The sequence below is a fragment of the Bacillus sp. GBSW19 genome (genome assembly GCF_002998655.1).
Classification (GTDB): Bacteria; Bacillota; Bacilli; order Bacillales; family Bacillaceae; genus Bacillus.
On the sequence record NZ_PVRF01000006.1, the window covers coordinates 25,202 to 44,691 of the forward strand.

Consider the following 19,490-nt stretch of genomic DNA (forward strand, 5'->3'; position numbering starts at 1 on the left):
ACAAGCAGGGAGGAGGAGCCAAATGAAAAATATACAATCATTTATCAAACAAAGTGATGATTTTCAGTCCATTTTTAATGGGCTAAAGGAAGGGTTAAAAGAACAGCTGCTCGCCGGACTATCAGGCTCCGTCAGATCTTTATTTACAGCCGCTATATCAGACGAACTTAAGCGGCCGATGTTTATTGTGACTCACAACTTGTATCAAGCGCAGAAGGTAACAGATGATCTTGCCAGTGTGATTTCAGATCGCTCGGTCCTTCTTTATCCTGTTAATGAACTCATTGCTTCAGAAATTGCCGTTGCCAGCCCTGAGCTCAGAGCACAGCGTCTAGATGTTCTGAACCGGCTGGCGAATGGAGAAAACCCCATTATCGTCACACCGGCTGCAGCGGTGCGCAGAATGCTTCCGCCAGTTGAGCTCTGGAAGGAGAGTCAGATCCATTTAAAGCTCGGTGAAGAAATTGATTTGGAGGCGTTTTCAAAACAACTTGTACAAATCGGTTATGACCGGACGTCGATGGTTGCTGCGCCCGGAGATTTTAGTGTGCGCGGTGGAATCATTGATATTTATTCGTTAACGGAAGATCATCCGATCCGTATTGAGCTGTTTGATACAGAAGTAGACTCGATTCGAACGTTCCACTCAGATACACAGCGTTCATTAGAAACACTTCAAGAGATTAAAATCGGTCCCGCAAAAGAGCTGATTGTGAGAGGTTCTGAACGAGTGAGAGCCATTGAACAGCTTGATCAAGGACTTGCGAAGAGCTTAAAGAAATTTAACTCAGACCAGCAAAAAGAACTGCTTCATCAACATATTTCTGCTGATCGAGAGAAGCTGCTAGAAGGTATCGTGACACAGGAAATGACGAAGTACCTGTCCTATTTCTATGAAAAGCCTGCTAGTTTGCTAGATTACACATCACAGGATACGATTATTATTTTAGATGAAATTAGCAGAATTCAGGAGATGGAAGAACAGCTTGAACAGGAAGAAGCTGATTGGACAATTAGCCTGCTTGAAGAAGGTAATATCCTTCATGATTTATCCCTTTCTTTCCCGTTCCAACAACTGATCAATCAGCAATCGCGGTCTATTCTGTACTACTCCTTGTTTCTGAGACATGTCCAGCAGACAAATCCGCAAAATATCGTCAATGTATCTAGTAAGCAAATGCAGAATTTCCACGGGCAGATGAATGTGCTTGCGAGTGAAATTGAACGCTACAAAAAACAACAATATACAGTTGTCTTCTTAGGTGCGGATGAAGAGCGGACAGATAAACTATCTTCTGTCTTACATGATTATGACATTGAAGCCGCTCTTGCCAAGCCGGACGCCGAGCTTGTAAGCGGACAGGTGTATATTTTACAAGGTGAGCTGCAAACAGGCTTTGAACTGCCGTTATCGAAAATTGCCGTGATCACAGAAGGCGAGCTCTTCAAGAAACGTGTGAAGAAGCAGGCACGTAAGCAAAAGCTGACCAATGCAGAGCGAATTAAGAGCTATTCAGAGCTTCAAGTCGGCGATTATGTGGTGCACATTAACCACGGGATCGGTAAGTATTTAGGAATTGAAACGCTTGAAATCGGCGGCATTCATAAAGATTATTTAAATATTCATTATCAAGGAAGCGACAAGCTTTATGTACCGGTTGAACAAATTGATCAGGTGCAGAAGTATGTCGGATCAGAAGGTAAAGAACCAAAGCTGTACAAACTAGGCGGCAGCGATTGGAAACGTGTGAAGAAAAAAGTGGAAACATCTGTACAGGACATCGCAGATGATCTCATTAAGCTGTATGCGGAACGTGAGGCAAGCAAAGGGTATGCCTTCTCGCCTGATCATGAGATGCAGCGCCAGTTTGAATCAGCGTTCCCTTACCAGGAAACAGATGATCAAATCCGTTCGATTCACGAAATCAAACAAGACATGGAGCGGGAGCGTCCAATGGACCGCCTGCTTTGTGGAGATGTGGGATATGGAAAAACAGAAGTGGCGATTCGAGCGGCCTTCAAAGCCATTGCTGACGGAAAACAGGTTGCTCTGCTTGTACCGACAACCATCTTAGCGCAGCAGCATTTTGACACGATTATGGACCGATTCCAAGACTACCCTGTCAAAATCGCTCAGCTGAGTCGTTTCCGTACAAGAAAAGAAACAACCGAAACGTTAAAAGGGCTGAAAAACGGAACGATTGATATGGTCATCGGCACACACCGTTTGCTTTCTAAAGATATTGTCTATAAAGACTTAGGTTTGTTGATCATTGACGAAGAGCAGCGTTTTGGTGTGACGCATAAAGAGAAAATTAAACAAATGAAAGCCAATATCGATGTACTGACATTAACGGCTACGCCAATTCCGCGTACGCTGCATATGTCTATGCTTGGCGTACGGGATTTATCGGTTATTGAGACACCGCCTGAAAACCGTTTCCCTGTTCAAACCTATGTGGTCGAGTACAATGGCGCTTTAGTCAGAGAAGCGATTGAGCGAGAACTAGCACGCGGCGGTCAAGTGTACTTTCTTTACAACCGTGTTGAAGATATTGAACGCAAAGCAGATGAAATCTCCATGCTAGTCCCAGACGCGAAAGTCAGTTATGCACATGGGAAAATGAGTGAGAACGAGCTGGAATCAGTGATGATCAATTTCCTTGAAGGTGAATCAGATGTATTGGTCAGTACCACCATCATTGAAACGGGAGTCGACATTCCAAATGTGAACACGCTCATCGTCCACGATGCGGATAAAATGGGGCTTTCTCAGCTGTACCAGCTAAGAGGACGAGTAGGACGCTCGAATCGTGTCGCATATGCTTATTTCACGTATCGAAAAGATAAAGTTCTGTCTGAAGTAGCAGAGAAGAGACTTCAAGCTATTAAAGAATTCACAGAGCTCGGATCAGGATTTAAAATTGCGATGCGTGATTTAACGATTCGAGGAGCAGGAAATTTACTTGGTGCACAGCAGCATGGATTCATTGATTCTGTTGGATTCGACCTCTATTCTCAAATGCTGAAAGAAGCCATTGAGGAAAGAAGAGGCGATACAACGGCTCAAGATAAATTCGAACCGGAAATCGATCTGCAAATCGATGCCTACATCCCGGACACTTACATTTCGGATGGGAAGCAAAAGATCGAGATGTATAAACAGTTCAGAGCGATTGGATCAATCGAAGAGCGAAAAGAGCTTCAAGATGAAATGATCGACCGATTTGGTGAATATCCGCAAGAAGTGGCGGACTTGTTCACGATTGCGACGATGAAAGTATACGCAGTGCAGGAACGTGTCGAACTGATCAAGATGGAGAAAGGCATTGTCAGGCTTACTCTTGAAGAGCAAGCAAGCAGTGAAATCGACGGTCAAAAATTATTTGCGCTCAGCAGTAAATATGGTCGTGATATAGGCTTGGGAATGGAAGGCAGCAAGCTGATTATTTCTGTTCAAACGAAAGGCAAGAAGACTGAGGAATGGCTTGAGATCGTTCTGAATATGCTTCGAGGCCTTCAAGAAGTGAAAAAAGAAACCATTCCATCTTCATAAAATTTTGTTTGTCTCTCGTGTATATTACGTTTGATGTGACGGATACTAAACTCAGGGTCAAGTGGTGAATGTTGCATAAAGTGGACGCTTTTGTTCCATTCACCCAACACATCATCAAACGAAAGAGAGGCAGCAGTGAATGAAAGCAACTGGAATTGTACGCCGCATCGATGATCTAGGTAGAGTGGTTATTCCGAAGGAGATTCGCAGAACATTGCGCATCCGGGAAGGAGATCCGCTTGAGATTTTCGTCGACCGCGATGGAGAAGTGATTTTGAAGAAATATTCGCCGATTAGTGAGCTAGGAGACTTTGCGAAGGAATATGCTGATGCATTATTCGACAGTTTGGGTCATTCCATCCTGATCTGTGATCGAGATACGTATATTGCTGTATCCGGCAGTTCGAAAAAAGAGTACTTAAACAAATCCATCAGTGATTTACTTGAACGAACAATGGACCAGCGTAATTCTGTATTAGAAGAAAGCAAAAAAGAAATTCAACTTGTCGATGGTATTGATGATGACGTATCTGCTTATACCATTGCACCTATTGTTGCAAACGGAGATCCGATTGGCGCCGTCGTCTTATTTTCTAAAGAGCGTTCAATGGGAGAAGTGGAGCATAAAGCGGCAGAAACGGCAGCTGGCTTCTTAGCCCGTCAAATGGAACATTAGGTCTAATAATTCTATATCATATAGATAAAATGAAAGAATGCCGATGAAATCATTTGATTTTGTCGGCGTTTTTTATATGGGATGAAACAAAACGAGGAATGTGCCGTCTACTCCTTAGAAAGAAACGGCTTTTCATTCACGTATGATATAATGAGTGCGTTTAACTGTAGATCTATTTTTAAAGGAGTCATCCATGAAAAATGCTGTGAATCAGCCGCATTGGCTTTTCCAGGGTGCGGTGATTTTGACCATCGCAGGCTTGTTATCAAAGGTACTAAGTGCCGTTTATCGTGTTCCGTTCCAGAACATCGTAGGAGACACAGGGTTTTATATTTATCAGCAAGTGTATCCCTTCCTTGGCATTGCCATCATGCTCGGCACCACAGGGTTTCCTGTCATGGTGTCCAAGCTTCTGAGTGAGCATGGGGAAGAGAATCGAAGGATCATTACAAGGGTATCCTTGGTCTATATCACTTTACTGAGCTTGGTCTTATTTCTTTGTCTTTACATAGGAGCAGGCAGAATTGCGAGCCTTATGGCGGACAGTCAATTAATCCTGCTCATCCAAATGAGTGCTTTCGTGTTTTTATTTCTTCCGCTTACCGTGATGCTGAGGGGAGTTTTTCAGAGTGACGGTATGATGCTTCCAACGGCTATTTCTCAATTGGTGGAGCAACTCATCAGGGTAGGCGTCCTGCTTGTTTTATCCTTCTATTTCGTGAGGCGCGGCTATTCGCTTTATGAAACAGGGGCGGGTGCGGTCTTCTCCTCCATAGCGGGGAGTGCGGCCTCGCTTATACTGCTTCTTTTTCTTTGGCTGACATACCGGAAACAGCCTGCTGCAAGTATGACAAGCAAACAGGCGACACTTCGGAAAAAGGATGTTTTGAAGAGTTTGGTGCTGTATACATTCACGATTTGTGTCAGCGGATTGCTCATTTTATGGATGCAAATGGTTGATGCCTTTCATCTGTATGCGTTGCTGCGCAGTGAGGGTCTGAGTGAAGCCGCGGCAAAAGCGGCAAAAGGTGTGTATGACCGAGGACAGCCGTTCTTACAGCTAGGGACGGTGTTTGCCATTAGCATCGGAACCTCTCTTGTGCCATTTTTATCGGCGGCCATGAGGAATGGAGAGCATGAAGCGATAAGGCAAAAAGTGCGTACATCGTTTAAGACCACGTCGGTTTTAGGGATTGGTTCAGCAGTTGGGCTGATTTGTATTCTAGCGTCAGTCAACACCATGCTTTTTCGTAATGACTTAGGCACCGATGCGCTGCAAATATTCTGTATTTCCATCGCATTTACATCGATTGCGATTACGCAAGCAGCTTTACTTCAAGGGCTCGGGCATACTGTGTATCCGGCTGTTGTGGTGATTCTCAGTGTGCTGGTGAAATGGATACTAACGCTTGCACTTGTCCCGCTATTTGGCATCTACGGTGCCGCATGGTCAACCGTATGTGGTTTTCTCGCTGCGGCTCTGCTCAATGCCGTTTATTTGAGGCATAAAGGATGGATTTCGTTGAGAGAGCTGTTCCCAGTGAAAATTCTTTTATCGGCTGCTTTCATGGCCATTGTCTTAATAGGGTATCAGGCACTGTTTTCTTGGGTCATTCCCTTTGAAAAACGTCCTTTTTTCGTTTTAGAGAGCCTGACGTCAGTTTTTATTGGTGGTTTCGCCTTTTTATATAGTATTCTTAAGCTAGAAGTATTTACGGACGAGGAATGGAGACTCATTCCATTAGGAGAAAAGATTTTATATTTTAAACAGATGAGAGGGAATCGAAATGGCAGGTAAGATTACCGTCGTCGGTCTCGGGGCAGGCGACATGGATCAGCTGACGCTCGGTGTATACAAGCAGCTGAAGCAGGCGAAAGAAGTATTTATGAGAACGCAGGATCATCCGCTTACCGCAGAGTTGATGCAGGAGGTCTCATCGCTGACCTTTTTTGATGAAATTTATGAAAAGCACGATCAGTTTGATTCGGTATATCAGGAAATCACTGAAATTTTATTTACAGAGGCTGCGGAAAAGGATATTGTGTACGCAGTACCAGGACACCCATTTGTCGCAGAAAAGACCGTCCAGCTATTAGTTTCTCAGCAGCAAGAGCGCGGGATTGAGGTGTCTGTTGCTGGTGGACAAAGCTTTTTGGATGCGACGTTTAACTCCTTGCAGATTGACCCAATCGAGGGATTACAATTCGTTGATGCAGGAGATATGAGAGCGGACGATCTGAAATTGACCCAGCATGTCCTCATTTGTCAGGTATATGATCAGCTGACCGCTTCGAATGTGAAACTCACGCTGATGGAAAAGCTTCCTGACGATTATGAAGTCTATATTGTGACTGCGGCTGGAAGCAGTCAGGAACAGATTACTGCCGTTCCTTTATTTGAACTTGATCGAGATGTGTCGATAAATAACTTAACGAGTGTTTATGTACCTCCGATTCAAGATGAAAAGCTGCTTTTTCAACAATTTGACACTTTCCGTGACGTCATACGTACATTAAGAGGTCCGGGCGGCTGTCCATGGGATCAAAAACAAACCAATGAGTCACTTAAACCATATTTAATTGAAGAATGCTATGAACTGCTTGAAGCGATCGATGAAGATGATCCAGACCATATGGTGGAAGAGCTCGGAGATGTGCTGCTGCAGGTGTTACTTCACGCCCAAATTGGTGAAGATGACGGCTTTTTCTCAATTGATGACGTCATCCAGCATGTCACAGAAAAAATGATTCGTAGACATCCCCATGTGTTTGGTGACACAAATGTTTCTGAAGCAGCAGATGTGGTCGCCAACTGGGAAAAAATCAAGCAGCAGGAGAAGCCGGAGCGGGCAGCCTCCATTTTGCAATCCATCCCGGCGACGCTTCCAGCACTAACAAAGGCATATAAGCTCCAAAAGAAAGCCGCCAAAGTAGGCTTTGATTGGACAGATGTGAAAGATATTTGGAACAAATACGAAGAAGAGAAGCAGGAATTTCTCGTTGAAGTGGCAGAGAAGCCGGACGAAAGTGCAACGAAGCAGATGAAAGATGAATTTGGAGATCTTTTGTTTGTTCTCGTCAACATTGGAAGGTTCTATCAGCTAGAGCCTGAAACGGCACTCGCTTCCGCCAACACAAAATTCATGCGTCGCTTTCAGCATATCGAACAAAAAGCAAAGGACATGGGACGTTCATTAGATGACTTAACGCTAGAGGAAATGGACGATCTATGGAACGATGCCAAACGTATAGAAAGAGGTGAGCATACATGAGACTAGATAAATTTTTAAAAGTGTCCCGTTTAATTAAAAGAAGAACATTGGCAAAAGAAGTAGCTGATCAAGGCAGAATTTCTATTAACGGCACACAGGCGAAAGCCAGCTCTGACGTGAAAGAAGGAGACGAGCTTCAAATCCGTTTTGGTCAAAAACTTGTGACGGTTCAAGTCAACGAGTTAAAGGACACGACGAAAAAAGAAGAAGCCGCTGGCATGTATACTGTGCTAAAAGAAGAAAAAACAGCAGAATAGGGCTTGTTCTAAATGATCCTCCTGTCACATACAATGCAGTAACAATGCAAGTATGAGATATGGGGGATGTATAAATGAATCAATATTATAATCAACCTCAAGGCACGAAGCTGTCATCAGAAGCGGAGCACAATGTCACAATGCGAAACAGAAAGCATTTAGATATTACCGGTGTCAAACAGGTGGAAAGCTTTGATAATGAAGAATTTCTGCTTGAGACGGTCATGGGGATTCTCGCTATCCGTGGAGAAAATCTGCAAATGAAAAACCTAGACGTCGAAAAAGGCGTTGTATCGATCAAAGGGCGTGTCTTTGACTTAATTTATGTAGATGAGCAGCACGGGGAGAAAGCTAAAGGATTTTTTAGCAAGCTGTTTAAATGACGCTGACAGTCCAGTTTTATACGATGCTTTCGATGGTAGCGATGGGCATCTGGCTGGGCGCATCGCTTGATACGTACAAGCTGTTTGTGAATCGGGAAAAGACAGCAAAATGGCTTTTGGTTATACACGATCTCCTTTTTTGGCTGGTACAGGGCCTCTTATTCTTTTATGTCCTGCTGCTGACAAATGAAGGAGAATTCAGGCTTTATATCTTTCTAGCCGTTGCACTAGGTTTTTCGATGTATCAGGCATTGATGAAACAGCTGTATATGAACATTCTCAAGTTTATGATGATGTGTGTGTATCAGACCGCTCTCGTCCTTAAACGGCTGGTCATGTCCATCGTCTTCCAGCCAATTCGCTGGCTGCTGACATTGATTATAAGTGCTATTATGTTCTTGCTCCACTTGCTCTTACGTCTTGTTCATTTTACGTTTCGGCTCGTGTGGAAGGTGCTGTCCATTGTTTGTTATCCACTCATCTGGTTACTTAATGTGACCATTATTCATCGGATTCCCGAAAAATGGCGAACATCAATGAGATTGTTTTTCTCTAAAGGAGCAGGAATTTTACAAGGGACTAAGAAATTATCTGGTACCATCAAAACGAAATGGAAACAATTCTGGACAAAGTAAGAGAGGAGGCCTTCAACCTTGAACAAGAGAAAAAGAAATATCGCACAAATTCAAAATGATTACCAAAAACAAATGGAACAGCAAGCACAGCGCTTAAAACGCAAACGCCGTGGACTCCTTAGAAGGCTTACCGTGTTTGGTGTGATTGTGCTCATGTTTGCTGTCTTGGTGACAAGTGCCCTCTGGTCGCAATCGTCCTCATTAAAGGAAAAAGAAGAGAAGAAGGTTGCGCTTGAAAAAGAATTGAAGCAATTACAAACAAAGCAGGAAGATATTTCTGATGAAATTAAAAAGCTGAAAAGCAAAGAATACGTACTCGAACTGGCACGACGAGACTATTATATGTCCAAAAAAGGCGAAAAAATCTTTGATGTGGGCAATAAGAGCGATTAGCCTTGTTGACACTTAAAATTCAGTTTATGTATAATTGAACAAATGAGATTTTTTTATAAGTCTAAGGAGGAGCACTTTTTTTATGTCGATTGAAGTTGGCAGCAAGTTACAAGGGAAAGTTACGGGCATTACAAATTTTGGAGCTTTTGTGGAGTTGCCAGGCGGTTCAACTGGTCTCGTTCATATCAGTGAGGTAGCCGATAACTATGTAAAAGATATTAATGAGCATTTAAAAGTCGGTGAACAAGTTGAAGTGAAAGTGATTAACGTTGAAAAAGACGGTAAAATCGGCTTGTCCATTAAAAAAGCAAAAGATCGTCCTCAACAACAACAATCAAGACCGAGCAGAAATGATTTCCGTCCGAAGGAATCGTTTGAGCAAAAAATGAACAAATTCTTAAAAGATAGTGAAGACCGCTTAACATCTTTAAAACGTAACACGGAATCAAAACGTGGGGGACGCGGAGCAAGAAGAGGTTAACTTGTTGCTGCTTTCTATATATCTTTCACAACAAAGCACCTGCTGTCCGCAGGTGCTTTTTTTCTTGATCCATACGACATTTTTTGAGATTTCTTCATTTAATTTAGAACTTCCTATTGACGGACAAGCGATTCCTTTGTATTATAGATCTTGTGCTTCTTAGCGCATTTTTATTATGGCGGTGTAGCTCAGCTGGCTAGAGCGTACGGTTCATACCCGTGAGGTCGGGGGTTCGATCCCCTCCGCCGCTATCCTTTTTAGTAGAACATAAAAGCAAGGCCCGTTGGTCAAGCGGTTAAGACACCGCCCTTTCACGGCGGTAACACGGGTTCGAATCCCGTACGGGTCATCTTCAAAACAGCTTTCTTTAGGAAGGCTGTTTTTTTGTGTCTTCGTAAAATTCTGATGAAAGACATCGACTTTCATGAAAGTATGCCTCTTTGACGAATAAAGCGTCGAACGTTTTATGGAAACGACAACTTCTTTTGACAAAATTTCTTTTTCACCTTCGCTATAATGACAAGCAACGAATATCAGGTGGGGGATGAAAAGATGGAAAAACTAGAAAGAAGAACTGATTTAACAGGAGCGGGGTTTGAAAGAATCAGTGCAGGGTTAAAAAAGATGAAAAACTTGTTTCTTCATCACACGCATTCTCTTTTTTTCTATAAAGGGTTTATTTATGTTGTACTTGGTTTTTTATTAGGACGAGCCTTTATTTTATCTGAAATTATGCCGTTTGCTCTGCCTTTCTTCGGCTCCATGCTGCTTATCAAAAGAGATAAGGCCATGCTTGCTTGTCTCGCTTTACTCGCTGGAGCCATGACGATATCACCTCAAAACGCATTGTTTGTGTTTGCGTCGTTGATCGTGTTTCTCCTTATGTCCAAGGTGGTTTCTTTCATCATCAAAGACCCAGTGAAAACATTGCCGGTTGTCATTGTGCTGTCAATGCTGATCACCCGAGGAGCATTTGTTTACCTAGAGCAAGGTGCTGTGCAAAGCTACGATTACGTCATGGCGGGTGTTGAAGCAGGACTTGCCTTCATTTTGACACTGATTTTCCTTCAAAGCCTGCCGATTTTTACAGTCAGGAAAATCAAACACTCCTTAAAGGTTGAAGAAATTATTTGCTTTATGATTTTAATTGCCTCAGTTTTAACAGGTCTGGCTGGTATCACATTTCAAGGGATGCAGGCAGAGCATATTTTGTCACGTTATGTAGTGCTGAGCTTTGCCTTTATTGGAGGAGCCAGTATTGGTTGTACGGTGGGTGTCGTGACAGGATTAATTCTCGGTCTCGCTAACATCGGAAACCTTTATCAGATGAGTCTTCTTGCCTTTTCAGGCTTATTAGGGGGATTGCTGAAAGAGGGGAAGAAAGCAGGCGCAGCCATTGGCTTAATTGTGGGTTCCTTACTTATTTCCCTATACGGAGAAGGATCAGCAGGTCTCGTGACCACGCTGTATGAATCACTTATTGCAGTTGCGCTCTTCTTACTCACGCCACAATCAGTGACCTCTAAGGTAGCGAAATATATTCCTGGTACGGTAGAGCATGTACAGGAACAGCAGCAATACGCCCGGAAAGTACGAGATGTGACTGCAAAAAAGGTAGACCAATTTTCTAATGTATTTCATGCGCTGTCTGAGAGTTTTGCGACATTTTACGAATCCATTCCTGAAGAAAAGAAGCAGGAAGAGGATGTAGATCTTTTTTTAAGTACGATCACAGAACGATCCTGTCAAACGTGCTATAAGAAAAATAAATGCTGGGTGCAGAACTTTGATACAACCTATGAACTGATGAAACAAGTTATGCATGAATCTGATGAAAAAACCTACGAGCATAACCGAAAATTGAAGAAGAAATTTAGCCAGCACTGCTCAAAATCAAAACATGTCGAGGAATTGATTGAAGAGGAGATCGCTTACTATAAAGCCAACCAGACTCTGAAGAAAAAGGTCCAAGACAGCAGACGACTTGTAGCTGAACAGCTGATGGGGGTCTCACAAGTGATGGAGGATTTTTCCCGGGAAATAAAACGAGAAAGAGAACAGCATTTTATTCAAGAAGAGCAGATGATAGAAGCACTTCAGCACTTTGGGATTGAAATTCAGCAAGTAGAAATTTATAGCTTGGAGCAGGGGAATGTCGATATTGAAATGAGAATCCCATATTGCCAAGGACATGGTGAATGTGAAAAAATCATCGCTCCCATGCTCTCAGATATTTTAGAAGAACAGATTTTAGTCAAAGCAGAGCAGTGTGCAGAGCACCCAACAGGCTATTGCCACGTTGTATTCGGCTCTGCAAAATCATATCGAGTGGCTACAGGCGTAGCGCATGCAGCGAAAGGCGGAGGGTTAGTGTCTGGGGATAGCTACAGCATGATGGAGCTGGGTGCGGGCAAATATGCCGCAGCTATTAGTGATGGAATGGGCAATGGAGCAAGGGCTCATTTTGAAAGCAATGAAACGATTAAGCTGTTAGAAAAAATATTGGCGTCAGGTATCAATGAAAAAGTGGCAATCAAAACCATTAATAGTATTTTATCTTTACGAACGACGGATGAAATCTATTCTACATTAGATTTATCAATTATTGATTTACAGGATGCGAGCTGTAAGTTCCTCAAGATTGGTTCAACACCCAGCTTTATTAAACGGGGTGATCAGGTGATGAAGGTACAAGCGAGCAACTTACCAATTGGGATTATTGATGAATTTGAAGTGGAGGTAGTGAGTGAACAGATGAAGGCAGGAGATCTGCTGATTATGATGAGTGATGGCATTTTCGAAGGACCAAAGCATATTGAAAATCATGATCTGTGGGTGAAGCGCAAAATGAAAAGCTTTAAAACAGAAGATCCGCAAGAGATTGCTGATTTATTAATGGAAGAGGTCATTCGAACAAGAGCGGGTCAAATTGACGACGATATGACGGTTGTTGTCATCAGGCTTGATCACAACACACCAAAATGGGCATCCATTCCGACTGGTACATTCTATCTTGAGAAACAAGAGATTTCTTAAAATATCGTATAATATGAATTTCTTCTGGCGATGATGGGGATATAAAGCATTCAGTTACGATCCCAGGAGGAATGAAGATGCGAAAAGGTCACGTAAACCAAATCTTATTGATTACAGATGGCTGCTCAAATCACGGGGAAGATCCACTTGCGATTGCCTCATTGGCAAGGGAACAAGGGATTACAGTCAATGTCATTGGCATTATGGAGGAAAACAGACACGATCATGAAGCGATGAAAGAAGTCGAGGGGATTGCCCTCGCAGGCGGAGGCATCCATCAGGTTGTCTACGTCCAGCAGTTATCTCAAACGGTACAAATGGTCACAAAAAAAGCGATGACACAAACCTTACAAGGTGTTGTGAATAAAGAATTGCAGCAAATACTTGGCAAAGACACTGAAATTGAAGAGCTTCCGCCTGATAAGCGTGGGGAAGTGATGGAAGTAGTCGATGAGTTAGGAGAGACGGTTCATCTTCAAGTACTTGTGCTTGTTGATACAAGTGCAAGTATGAAACCGAAGCTGCCGACCGTTAAAGAAGCACTCATCGATCTCTCTATTAGCTTAAATTCAAGGATTGGTGAAAATCAGTTTGGGATGTGTATATTTCCCGGGAAAAACTCAGATGCTGAAATTGTGTTGAATTGGACGCCTCGATTCGATTCGTTATCATCTATTTTCCCGAAACTGACCACGGGAGGAATTACTCCAACTGGACCAGCGCTTCGAGAAGCACTCCAGCATTTCAAATCAGTTCGTTCGCGTAAAGGGCTGCTTGAAGCAAAGGAAGAGCATGATAATGAATTCGGCTTCTAACATTCCGTTAGGCACGGTGATTCAAGGGAAATGGCATCACCATCATTACCGCATTGTAAAAGAGCTGGGAAAAGGGGCGAACGGTATTGTCTATCTAGCCGAATCGCCAAATGGTCAAGTAGCCCTTAAAGTGAGTGATGACAGTATGCTCATTGCATCTGAAGTCAATGTATTAAAATCCTTTTCTAAGGCTCCTGTGAAAACCATGGGGCCTTCTTTTTATGATATGGATGATGCGATTTATCCCGGTATGCTTCAAAAGCGTTCCTTTTATGTGATGGAGTATGTCAGAGGCCCGTTACTGCTTGAATTTGTAAAACAAAAAGGTGATGAGTGGATCGTCGTTTTAATGGTTCAGCTTTTATCTAACCTGGCTCATTTACATCAGGAAGGCTGGATTTTTGGTGACTTGAAGCCAGATAATCTCATCGTGTCAGGTCCCCCAGCCGCGATCCGGTGCATTGATGTAGGGGGAACGACAAAAGCAGGCAGGGCAATCAAGGAGTATACAGAGTTTTTTGATCGAGGCTATTGGGGATTCGGCACAAGAAAGGCAGAGCCATCTTATGATCTGTTTGCCTTAAGCATGGTGATGGTGAACTGTGCGTATAAGAAAGAATTCAAAAAAGGAGCAGAACCGGAAAAGCAGCTTTACAGAGCCATCGAAGGACATCCTTTATTAAAGCGGTATGAAAGGGTGTTAAAGGCTGCTCTACAAGGTAAATATCAATCAGCGGCGGATATGAAAAGTGCGATGCTGAAAGAAGGACAGCTGATCGCTTCAAGAAAAATGAGTCAAAAGAAGCAGCCGCAAAAAAACGGGCAAAAGCCCGCTGTTCACCAAAATCAACAGGTGACTTCACGATCAAGAGTTGCAGCAGCAAAAAGAACACCAGTACGTAAAAAATCAGGCGGGCTTTTTGAAACTATTCTTATCGTTTGCAGTGTACTTGCTCTTTACTGTGCATATGTGGTTTTGTTCCTGCTATAGACCTGTAAAAAAGCAGGCTTCATCTTTGCTTGGAGCTACTGAAAGTGATAGGATATGTATATCTTTAAATTACCTGCTCTTTGTGAGGAGGAAGTTGTGAATAGAATTGAATCATTTTTGAAAAAACATGATGTTTACCTTGAAAATACGACAGTCATTGTCGGGGTTTCTGGCGGACCAGATTCCATGCTCTTACTGCACGAACTAAACAAGCGTCGAAAAGGTTCCTATCAGCTGATTGCAGCCCATGTAGATCACATGTTCAGAGGAGAAGAATCCTTTGCTGATTTGGCATTTGTTGAGGCTTACTGCAAGGAGCAAGAGATTCCTTTTGAATCGGCCCGCATACAGGTCACCCAATATGCAAAAGAAAACCACTTAAACAAACAGGCAGCTGCAAGGGAGTGCAGATATGCTTTCTTTCGTCAATTGATGGAGCAATACAACGCTCAATTTATAGCGCTTGCACATCATGGAGACGACCAAGTAGAAACAATGATGATGAGGCTTGCGAGAGGGACTGTTGGAATAGGACTCGCCGGTATCCAAGCAAAACGTCCTTTTCAAGATGGATGGCTGATTCGGCCGCTCATTGGATATTCCAAGGACGACGTGCTGACCGCTTGTGAAAAAGAACATATTCCCTATGTCATTGATCAAAGCAATCACACTGATGACTACTTGAGAAACCGGATAAGAAGACACATTCTTCCCGTGTTAAAAGAAGAGGCACCTCATGTACATGAAAGCTTTCAGTTTGTAAGTGACATGCTGACTGAGGATGAGCAATACTTGCAGGCATTAACAAAGGAACAAATGAACCAAGTGATAACGAATCAATCGCCTAAGCAAATTAAGATCAAAACGAAGCCTTTGCTTGACCTGCCTTTGCCTTTACAAAGAAGAGGCATTCAACTAATATTAAACTATCTTTATGAAAACACTCAATCAGCGTTTTCAAACCAGCATATTCTAGGGACTTTGGACTGGTTATCTCATACCGAACAACCGTCTGGATCATTAGATTTGCCAAAAGGTTTACAAGCTGTCAAGTCTTATGATTACTGTATGTTTACCTTTGAACGATCGCTTGTACTAGACCAGTCTTATGCTCTTCACTTAAAGGGTGAGCTTGGAGAGGAGCTTTTCCTTCCGAATGGGCAGTCTATCGTGGTATCAAATCATGTTCCGAAGGATGCACGGAACGGAAACCATTTTTTCTTGCTTCAAAAAGATCATGTTCGTCTCCCTTTGATCATTCGCTCACGAAAAAATGGTGATCGAATCAAACTTAAAGGGATGAATGGATCAAAAAAGGTGAAGGATATATTTATTGATAAAAAAGTGCCTCTTGCAGAAAGAGACAGCTGGCCGATCGTCACTGACTCGGATCATCAAATCATCTGGATCCCAGGTCTGAAAAAATCCGTTTTTGAAGAAATTGATATGACAAACAGCGATCTCATTGTATTACAATATAGACAGCATGAAAATTTGTAGGGGGCAAGCAAAAGCATGAAACAAGATATTGAAAAGGTTTTGATCTCAGAAGAAGAGATCCAGCAAAAAGTGAAGGAACTGGGTGCAACATTAACCAGCGATTATGATGGTAAATTTCCCCTGGCTATTGGTGTTTTGAAAGGGGCTCTTCCATTCATGGCAGACCTGATCAAACACATTGATACATATTTAGAACTTGATTTTATGGATGTATCTAGCTACGGAAAATCTACCGTATCTTCAGGAGAAGTAAAGATCATTAAAGATCTAGATACTTCTGTTGAAGGAAGAGATATTTTAATTATGGAAGATATCATCGACAGTGGGTTAACTTTGAGCTATCTGGTAGAGCTTTTCCGATACCGTAAAGCAAATTCCATAAAAATTGTGACATTGCTTGATAAACCAAGCGGTCGTAAAGCAGACATCAAAGCAGATTATGTTGGATTTGAAGTGCCAGATGCATTTGTTGTCGGCTATGGATTGGATTTCGCTGAACGTTACCGAAACCTCCCGTATATTGGAGTGTTAAAACCATCTGTTTACGAAGGCTAATCAGCATACGTATACATGAGGTTATTGGTTGTATTGGAATGATTTTCTATGATACTATTGAACATAGTTGTGCTTACTGTGGGAGGAGGTAAGGAATGAATCGGGTTTTTCGTAATACGATTTTTTATATACTTATTTTATTACTTGTGATAGGGGTAGTCAGTTGGTTAGGATCCCCTAATCAAAAGCCTGAGAACATGTCTTACAGCAAATTTTCGCAAAATCTAAGTGCGGGAAAAGTGGAGAGTATCTCCATTCAGCCTGTAAGAGGGGTTTATGAAATTCGTGGTCAATTAGATGGCGCGAAGAAAGATCAATACTTCATTACCCATGTTCCAGATGGTCAAGGTGTTGACCAGATTTACAGTGCACTGAAGAATACAGATGTAAAAGTAGAACCAGCACCTGAAACAAATGGATGGCTGCAAGTTCTGACCACCATCATTCCGTTTATCATCATCTTTATCCTGTTCTTCTTCTTATTGAACCAAGCTCAGGGCGGTGGAAGCCGTGTTATGAACTTTGGTAAGAGTAAGGCGAAGCTTTACACAGAAGAGAAGAAACGTGTGAAATTTAAAGATGTTGCCGGTGCAGATGAAGAAAAGCAAGAGCTTGTAGAAGTGGTTGAATTCCTAAAGGACCCACGTAAATTTGCGGAGCTTGGCGCAAGAATACCTAAAGGGGTTTTACTAGTAGGACCTCCAGGTACAGGTAAAACATTGCTTGCGAGAGCATCTGCAGGAGAAGCAGGCGTTCCTTTCTTCAGCATCAGTGGTTCTGACTTCGTCGAGATGTTCGTCGGTGTCGGTGCATCACGTGTACGTGATTTATTCGAAAATGCGAAAAAGAATGCACCTTGCTTAATCTTTATTGATGAGATTGATGCAGTGGGTCGTCAGCGTGGAGCCGGTCTTGGCGGTGGTCATGACGAGCGTGAACAAACGCTTAACCAGCTTCTTGTTGAAATGGATGGTTTTAGTGCGAACGAAGGTATTATTATCATTGCTGCGACGAACCGTGCAGATATCCTAGATCCTGCATTGCTGCGTCCGGGACGTTTTGACCGTCAAATTACGGTTGACCGACCAGATGTCATTGGCCGTGAAGAAGTACTGAAGGTTCATGCGAAAAACAAACCGCTTGATGATACAGTGAACTTGAAAGCCATTGCAAGCAGAACACCTGGGTTCTCTGGAGCAGATCTTGAGAACTTACTAAACGAAGCAGCACTTGTTGCTGCCCGTCATAACAAAAAGAAAATCGATATGCGTGATATCGACGAAGCGACTGACCGTGTCATCGCTGGACCGGCGAAGAAAAGCCGCGTCATTTCGAAGAAAGAACGTAATATCGTGGCTTACCATGAAGCAGGTCATACTGTGATTGGACTTATCCTAGACGAAGCGGACATGGTGCATAAAGTAACGATCGTTCCTCGTGGTCAGGCAGGCGGATATGCGGTCATGCTTCCAAGAGAAGACCGTTATTTCCAAACGAAGCCAGAGCTTCTTGATAAAATTGTCGGCTTGCTCGGCGGTCGTGTTGCAGAGGAAATTACGTTTGGTGAAGTAAGCACAGGCGCTCACAACGACTTCCAGCGTGCAACAGGCATTGCAAGAAAAATGGTTACTGAGTTCGGTATGTCTGATAAGCTTGGTCCACTTCAGTTCGGTCAAGCACAAGGTGGTCAAGTGTTCCTAGGTCGTGATTTTAACAACGAGCCGAATTATAGTGAAGCCATTGCTTACGAGATTGACCAAGAAATTCAGCGTTTCATCAAGGACAGCTACGAACGTGCGAAACAAATTCTCACTGAGAACAAAGATAAGCTAGAAATCATCGCACAGGCCCTTTTAGAAGTTGAAACATTAGATGCTGAGCAAATTAAATCTCTTTACGAAACTGGAAAGCTTCCAGAGCGTGTATACGCAGATGACGAAGAGAAAAACGATGATGTGAAAGTGAACATCAAGAAAAAAGAAGATGAGGAGATCTAATCTCCTTCTGTGAAAGCTGCCGGGATCACCGGCAGCTTTTTTTATTTCGATTCCTAAATGGATCGGTTTCGAATTGTTTACAAATGGAACTCAATTCGTGTATGGTATGATAGAAAGTCGAAAAATGCTCTTTTTGAGAAACTATTCAAAGTGGTGATGAACTTGTTACTCGTGATAGATGTAGGAAACACAAATACCGTTTTAGGTGTTTATCATAACGGCGATCTAAACTACCATTGGCGAATTGAAACAAGCCGTCATAAAACAGAAGACGAATTTGGTATGGCCATCAGGTCTTTATTTGATTATGTGGGGCTGATGTTTGATCAAATAGAAGGAATTATCATCTCGTCTGTTGTCCCGCCAATGATGTTTGCACTAGAAAGAATGTGCGAGAAGTACTTTCACTTAACACCCCAAATTGTAGGGCCTGGAATGAAGACTGGATTAAACATTATGTGTGACAATCCAAAGGAAGTCGGGGCTGATCGAATTGTGAATGCAGTAGCGGCGATTCACCTATATGGGGCACCTCTCATTGTGGTAGACTTTGGCACAGCGACAACCTACTGCTATATCAATGAACAAAAACAATACATGGGTGGGGCAATTGCACCTGGTATTACCATCTCAACAGAGGCTTTATATACAAGAGCGGCGAAGCTGCCGAGAATTGAAATTGTCCGTCCAGATCACATTGTTGGAAAAAACACCATTAGTGCGATGCAATCCGGCATCCTTTATGGATATGTTGGGCAAGTCGAGGGAATAGTGAAACGGATGAAGCAGCAAGCGAAACAAACACCGAAAGTCATTGCAACAGGCGGTTTGTCAACATTGATTGGAAATGAATCAGACTGCATTGATATTGTCGATCCGTTCTTAACATTAAAAGGACTTCAACTTATTTATGAACGTAATCGTGTCGGTGTACTATAGGAGG

The 19,490-nt window shown here is 42.7% G+C and carries 15 protein-coding genes, 2 tRNA genes and 1 pseudogene; all 18 read left to right on the top strand.

Annotated features, from left to right (window positions below; all coding sequences use genetic code 11):
* Nucleotides 1–22 precede the first annotated feature (22 nt).
* The 18 genes and pseudogenes from mfd to C6344_RS18455 all read left to right on the top strand — a co-directional run bounded on the left by mfd (nucleotide 23) and on the right by C6344_RS18455 (nucleotide 19,486).
* A complete protein-coding gene (mfd, locus tag C6344_RS18370; protein WP_060595356.1) occupies nucleotides 23–3,556 on the top strand; it encodes a transcription-repair coupling factor in 3,534 nt (1,177 codons plus the stop codon).
* 139 nt (nucleotides 3,557–3,695) lie between these two features.
* On the top strand, nucleotides 3,696–4,232 hold the full coding sequence (gene spoVT / locus C6344_RS18375; protein WP_003217990.1) for a stage V sporulation protein T: 537 nt from the start codon (nucleotides 3,696–3,698) through the stop codon (nucleotides 4,230–4,232).
* Nucleotides 4,233–4,425: 193 nt separating this feature from the next.
* Complete coding sequence (locus C6344_RS18380) at nucleotides 4,426–6,030, top strand: putative polysaccharide biosynthesis protein (RefSeq protein WP_066031451.1); 1,605 nt, start codon at nucleotides 4,426–4,428, stop codon at nucleotides 6,028–6,030.
* On the top strand, nucleotides 6,020–7,504 hold the full coding sequence (yabN, locus tag C6344_RS18385; protein WP_106048783.1) for a bifunctional methyltransferase/pyrophosphohydrolase YabN: 1,485 nt from the start codon (nucleotides 6,020–6,022) through the stop codon (nucleotides 7,502–7,504). Before C6344_RS18380 ends, yabN begins: the two co-directional genes overlap by 11 nt.
* Entirely contained in the window at nucleotides 7,501–7,761 is a 261-nt protein-coding gene (locus C6344_RS18390; protein WP_008341839.1) for an RNA-binding S4 domain-containing protein, read from the top strand. The genes yabN and C6344_RS18390 overlap by 4 nt, the downstream gene beginning before the upstream one ends.
* Nucleotides 7,762–7,835: 74 nt before the next feature.
* Nucleotides 7,836–8,144 carry a sporulation protein YabP gene (gene yabP / locus C6344_RS18395; RefSeq protein ID WP_034665732.1) on the top strand — a complete coding sequence of 103 codons (309 nt, stop codon included), beginning with the start codon at nucleotides 7,836–7,838 and terminating at the stop codon, nucleotides 8,142–8,144.
* Nucleotides 8,141–8,779 carry a spore cortex biosynthesis protein YabQ gene (gene yabQ, locus C6344_RS18400; protein ID WP_060595359.1) on the top strand — a complete coding sequence of 213 codons (639 nt, stop codon included), beginning with the start codon at nucleotides 8,141–8,143 and terminating at the stop codon, nucleotides 8,777–8,779. Before yabP ends, yabQ begins: the two co-directional genes overlap by 4 nt.
* Nucleotides 8,780–8,797: 18 nt before the next feature.
* Entirely contained in the window at nucleotides 8,798–9,172 is a 375-nt protein-coding gene (locus C6344_RS18405) for an FtsB family cell division protein (protein ID WP_003217952.1), read from the top strand.
* A gap of 82 nt (nucleotides 9,173–9,254) precedes the next feature.
* On the top strand, nucleotides 9,255–9,653 hold the full coding sequence (locus C6344_RS18410; protein WP_003217901.1) for a S1 domain-containing RNA-binding protein: 399 nt from the start codon (nucleotides 9,255–9,257) through the stop codon (nucleotides 9,651–9,653).
* 177 nt (nucleotides 9,654–9,830) lie between these two features.
* Nucleotides 9,831–9,904, top strand: a tRNA-Met gene (locus C6344_RS18415).
* A gap of 26 nt (nucleotides 9,905–9,930) precedes the next feature.
* A tRNA-Glu gene (locus tag C6344_RS18420) sits at nucleotides 9,931–10,002 on the top strand.
* Nucleotides 10,003–10,205: 203 nt separating this feature from the next.
* Complete coding sequence (gene spoIIE, locus C6344_RS18425; protein WP_034665738.1) at nucleotides 10,206–12,689, top strand: stage II sporulation protein E; 2,484 nt, start codon at nucleotides 10,206–10,208, stop codon at nucleotides 12,687–12,689.
* A gap of 77 nt (nucleotides 12,690–12,766) precedes the next feature.
* Nucleotides 12,767–13,504, top strand: a complete 738-nt coding sequence (locus C6344_RS18430) for a vWA domain-containing protein (RefSeq protein WP_066031448.1) — start codon at nucleotides 12,767–12,769, stop codon at nucleotides 13,502–13,504.
* A complete protein-coding gene (locus C6344_RS18435) occupies nucleotides 13,488–14,495 on the top strand; it encodes a protein kinase domain-containing protein (RefSeq protein ID WP_106073176.1) in 1,008 nt (335 codons plus the stop codon). The genes C6344_RS18430 and C6344_RS18435 overlap by 17 nt, the downstream gene beginning before the upstream one ends.
* 96 nt (nucleotides 14,496–14,591) lie before the next feature.
* A pseudogene (tilS, locus tag C6344_RS18440) lies at nucleotides 14,592–16,014 on the top strand (tRNA lysidine(34) synthetase TilS).
* Nucleotides 16,011–16,550 carry a hypoxanthine phosphoribosyltransferase gene (gene hpt / locus C6344_RS18445; protein ID WP_003217950.1) on the top strand — a complete coding sequence of 180 codons (540 nt, stop codon included), beginning with the start codon at nucleotides 16,011–16,013 and terminating at the stop codon, nucleotides 16,548–16,550. The pseudogene tilS and the gene hpt overlap by 4 nt, the downstream one beginning before the upstream one ends.
* Nucleotides 16,551–16,645: 95 nt before the next feature.
* Complete coding sequence (gene ftsH / locus C6344_RS18450) at nucleotides 16,646–18,547, top strand: ATP-dependent zinc metalloprotease FtsH (protein WP_060595363.1); 1,902 nt, start codon at nucleotides 16,646–16,648, stop codon at nucleotides 18,545–18,547.
* Between the two features lie 162 nt (nucleotides 18,548–18,709).
* The gene (locus tag C6344_RS18455; protein ID WP_060595364.1) at nucleotides 18,710–19,486 is read left to right on the top strand and encodes a type III pantothenate kinase; all 777 of its coding nucleotides are present in this window, start codon (nucleotides 18,710–18,712) and stop codon (nucleotides 19,484–19,486) included.
* Nucleotides 19,487–19,490 lie beyond the last annotated feature (4 nt).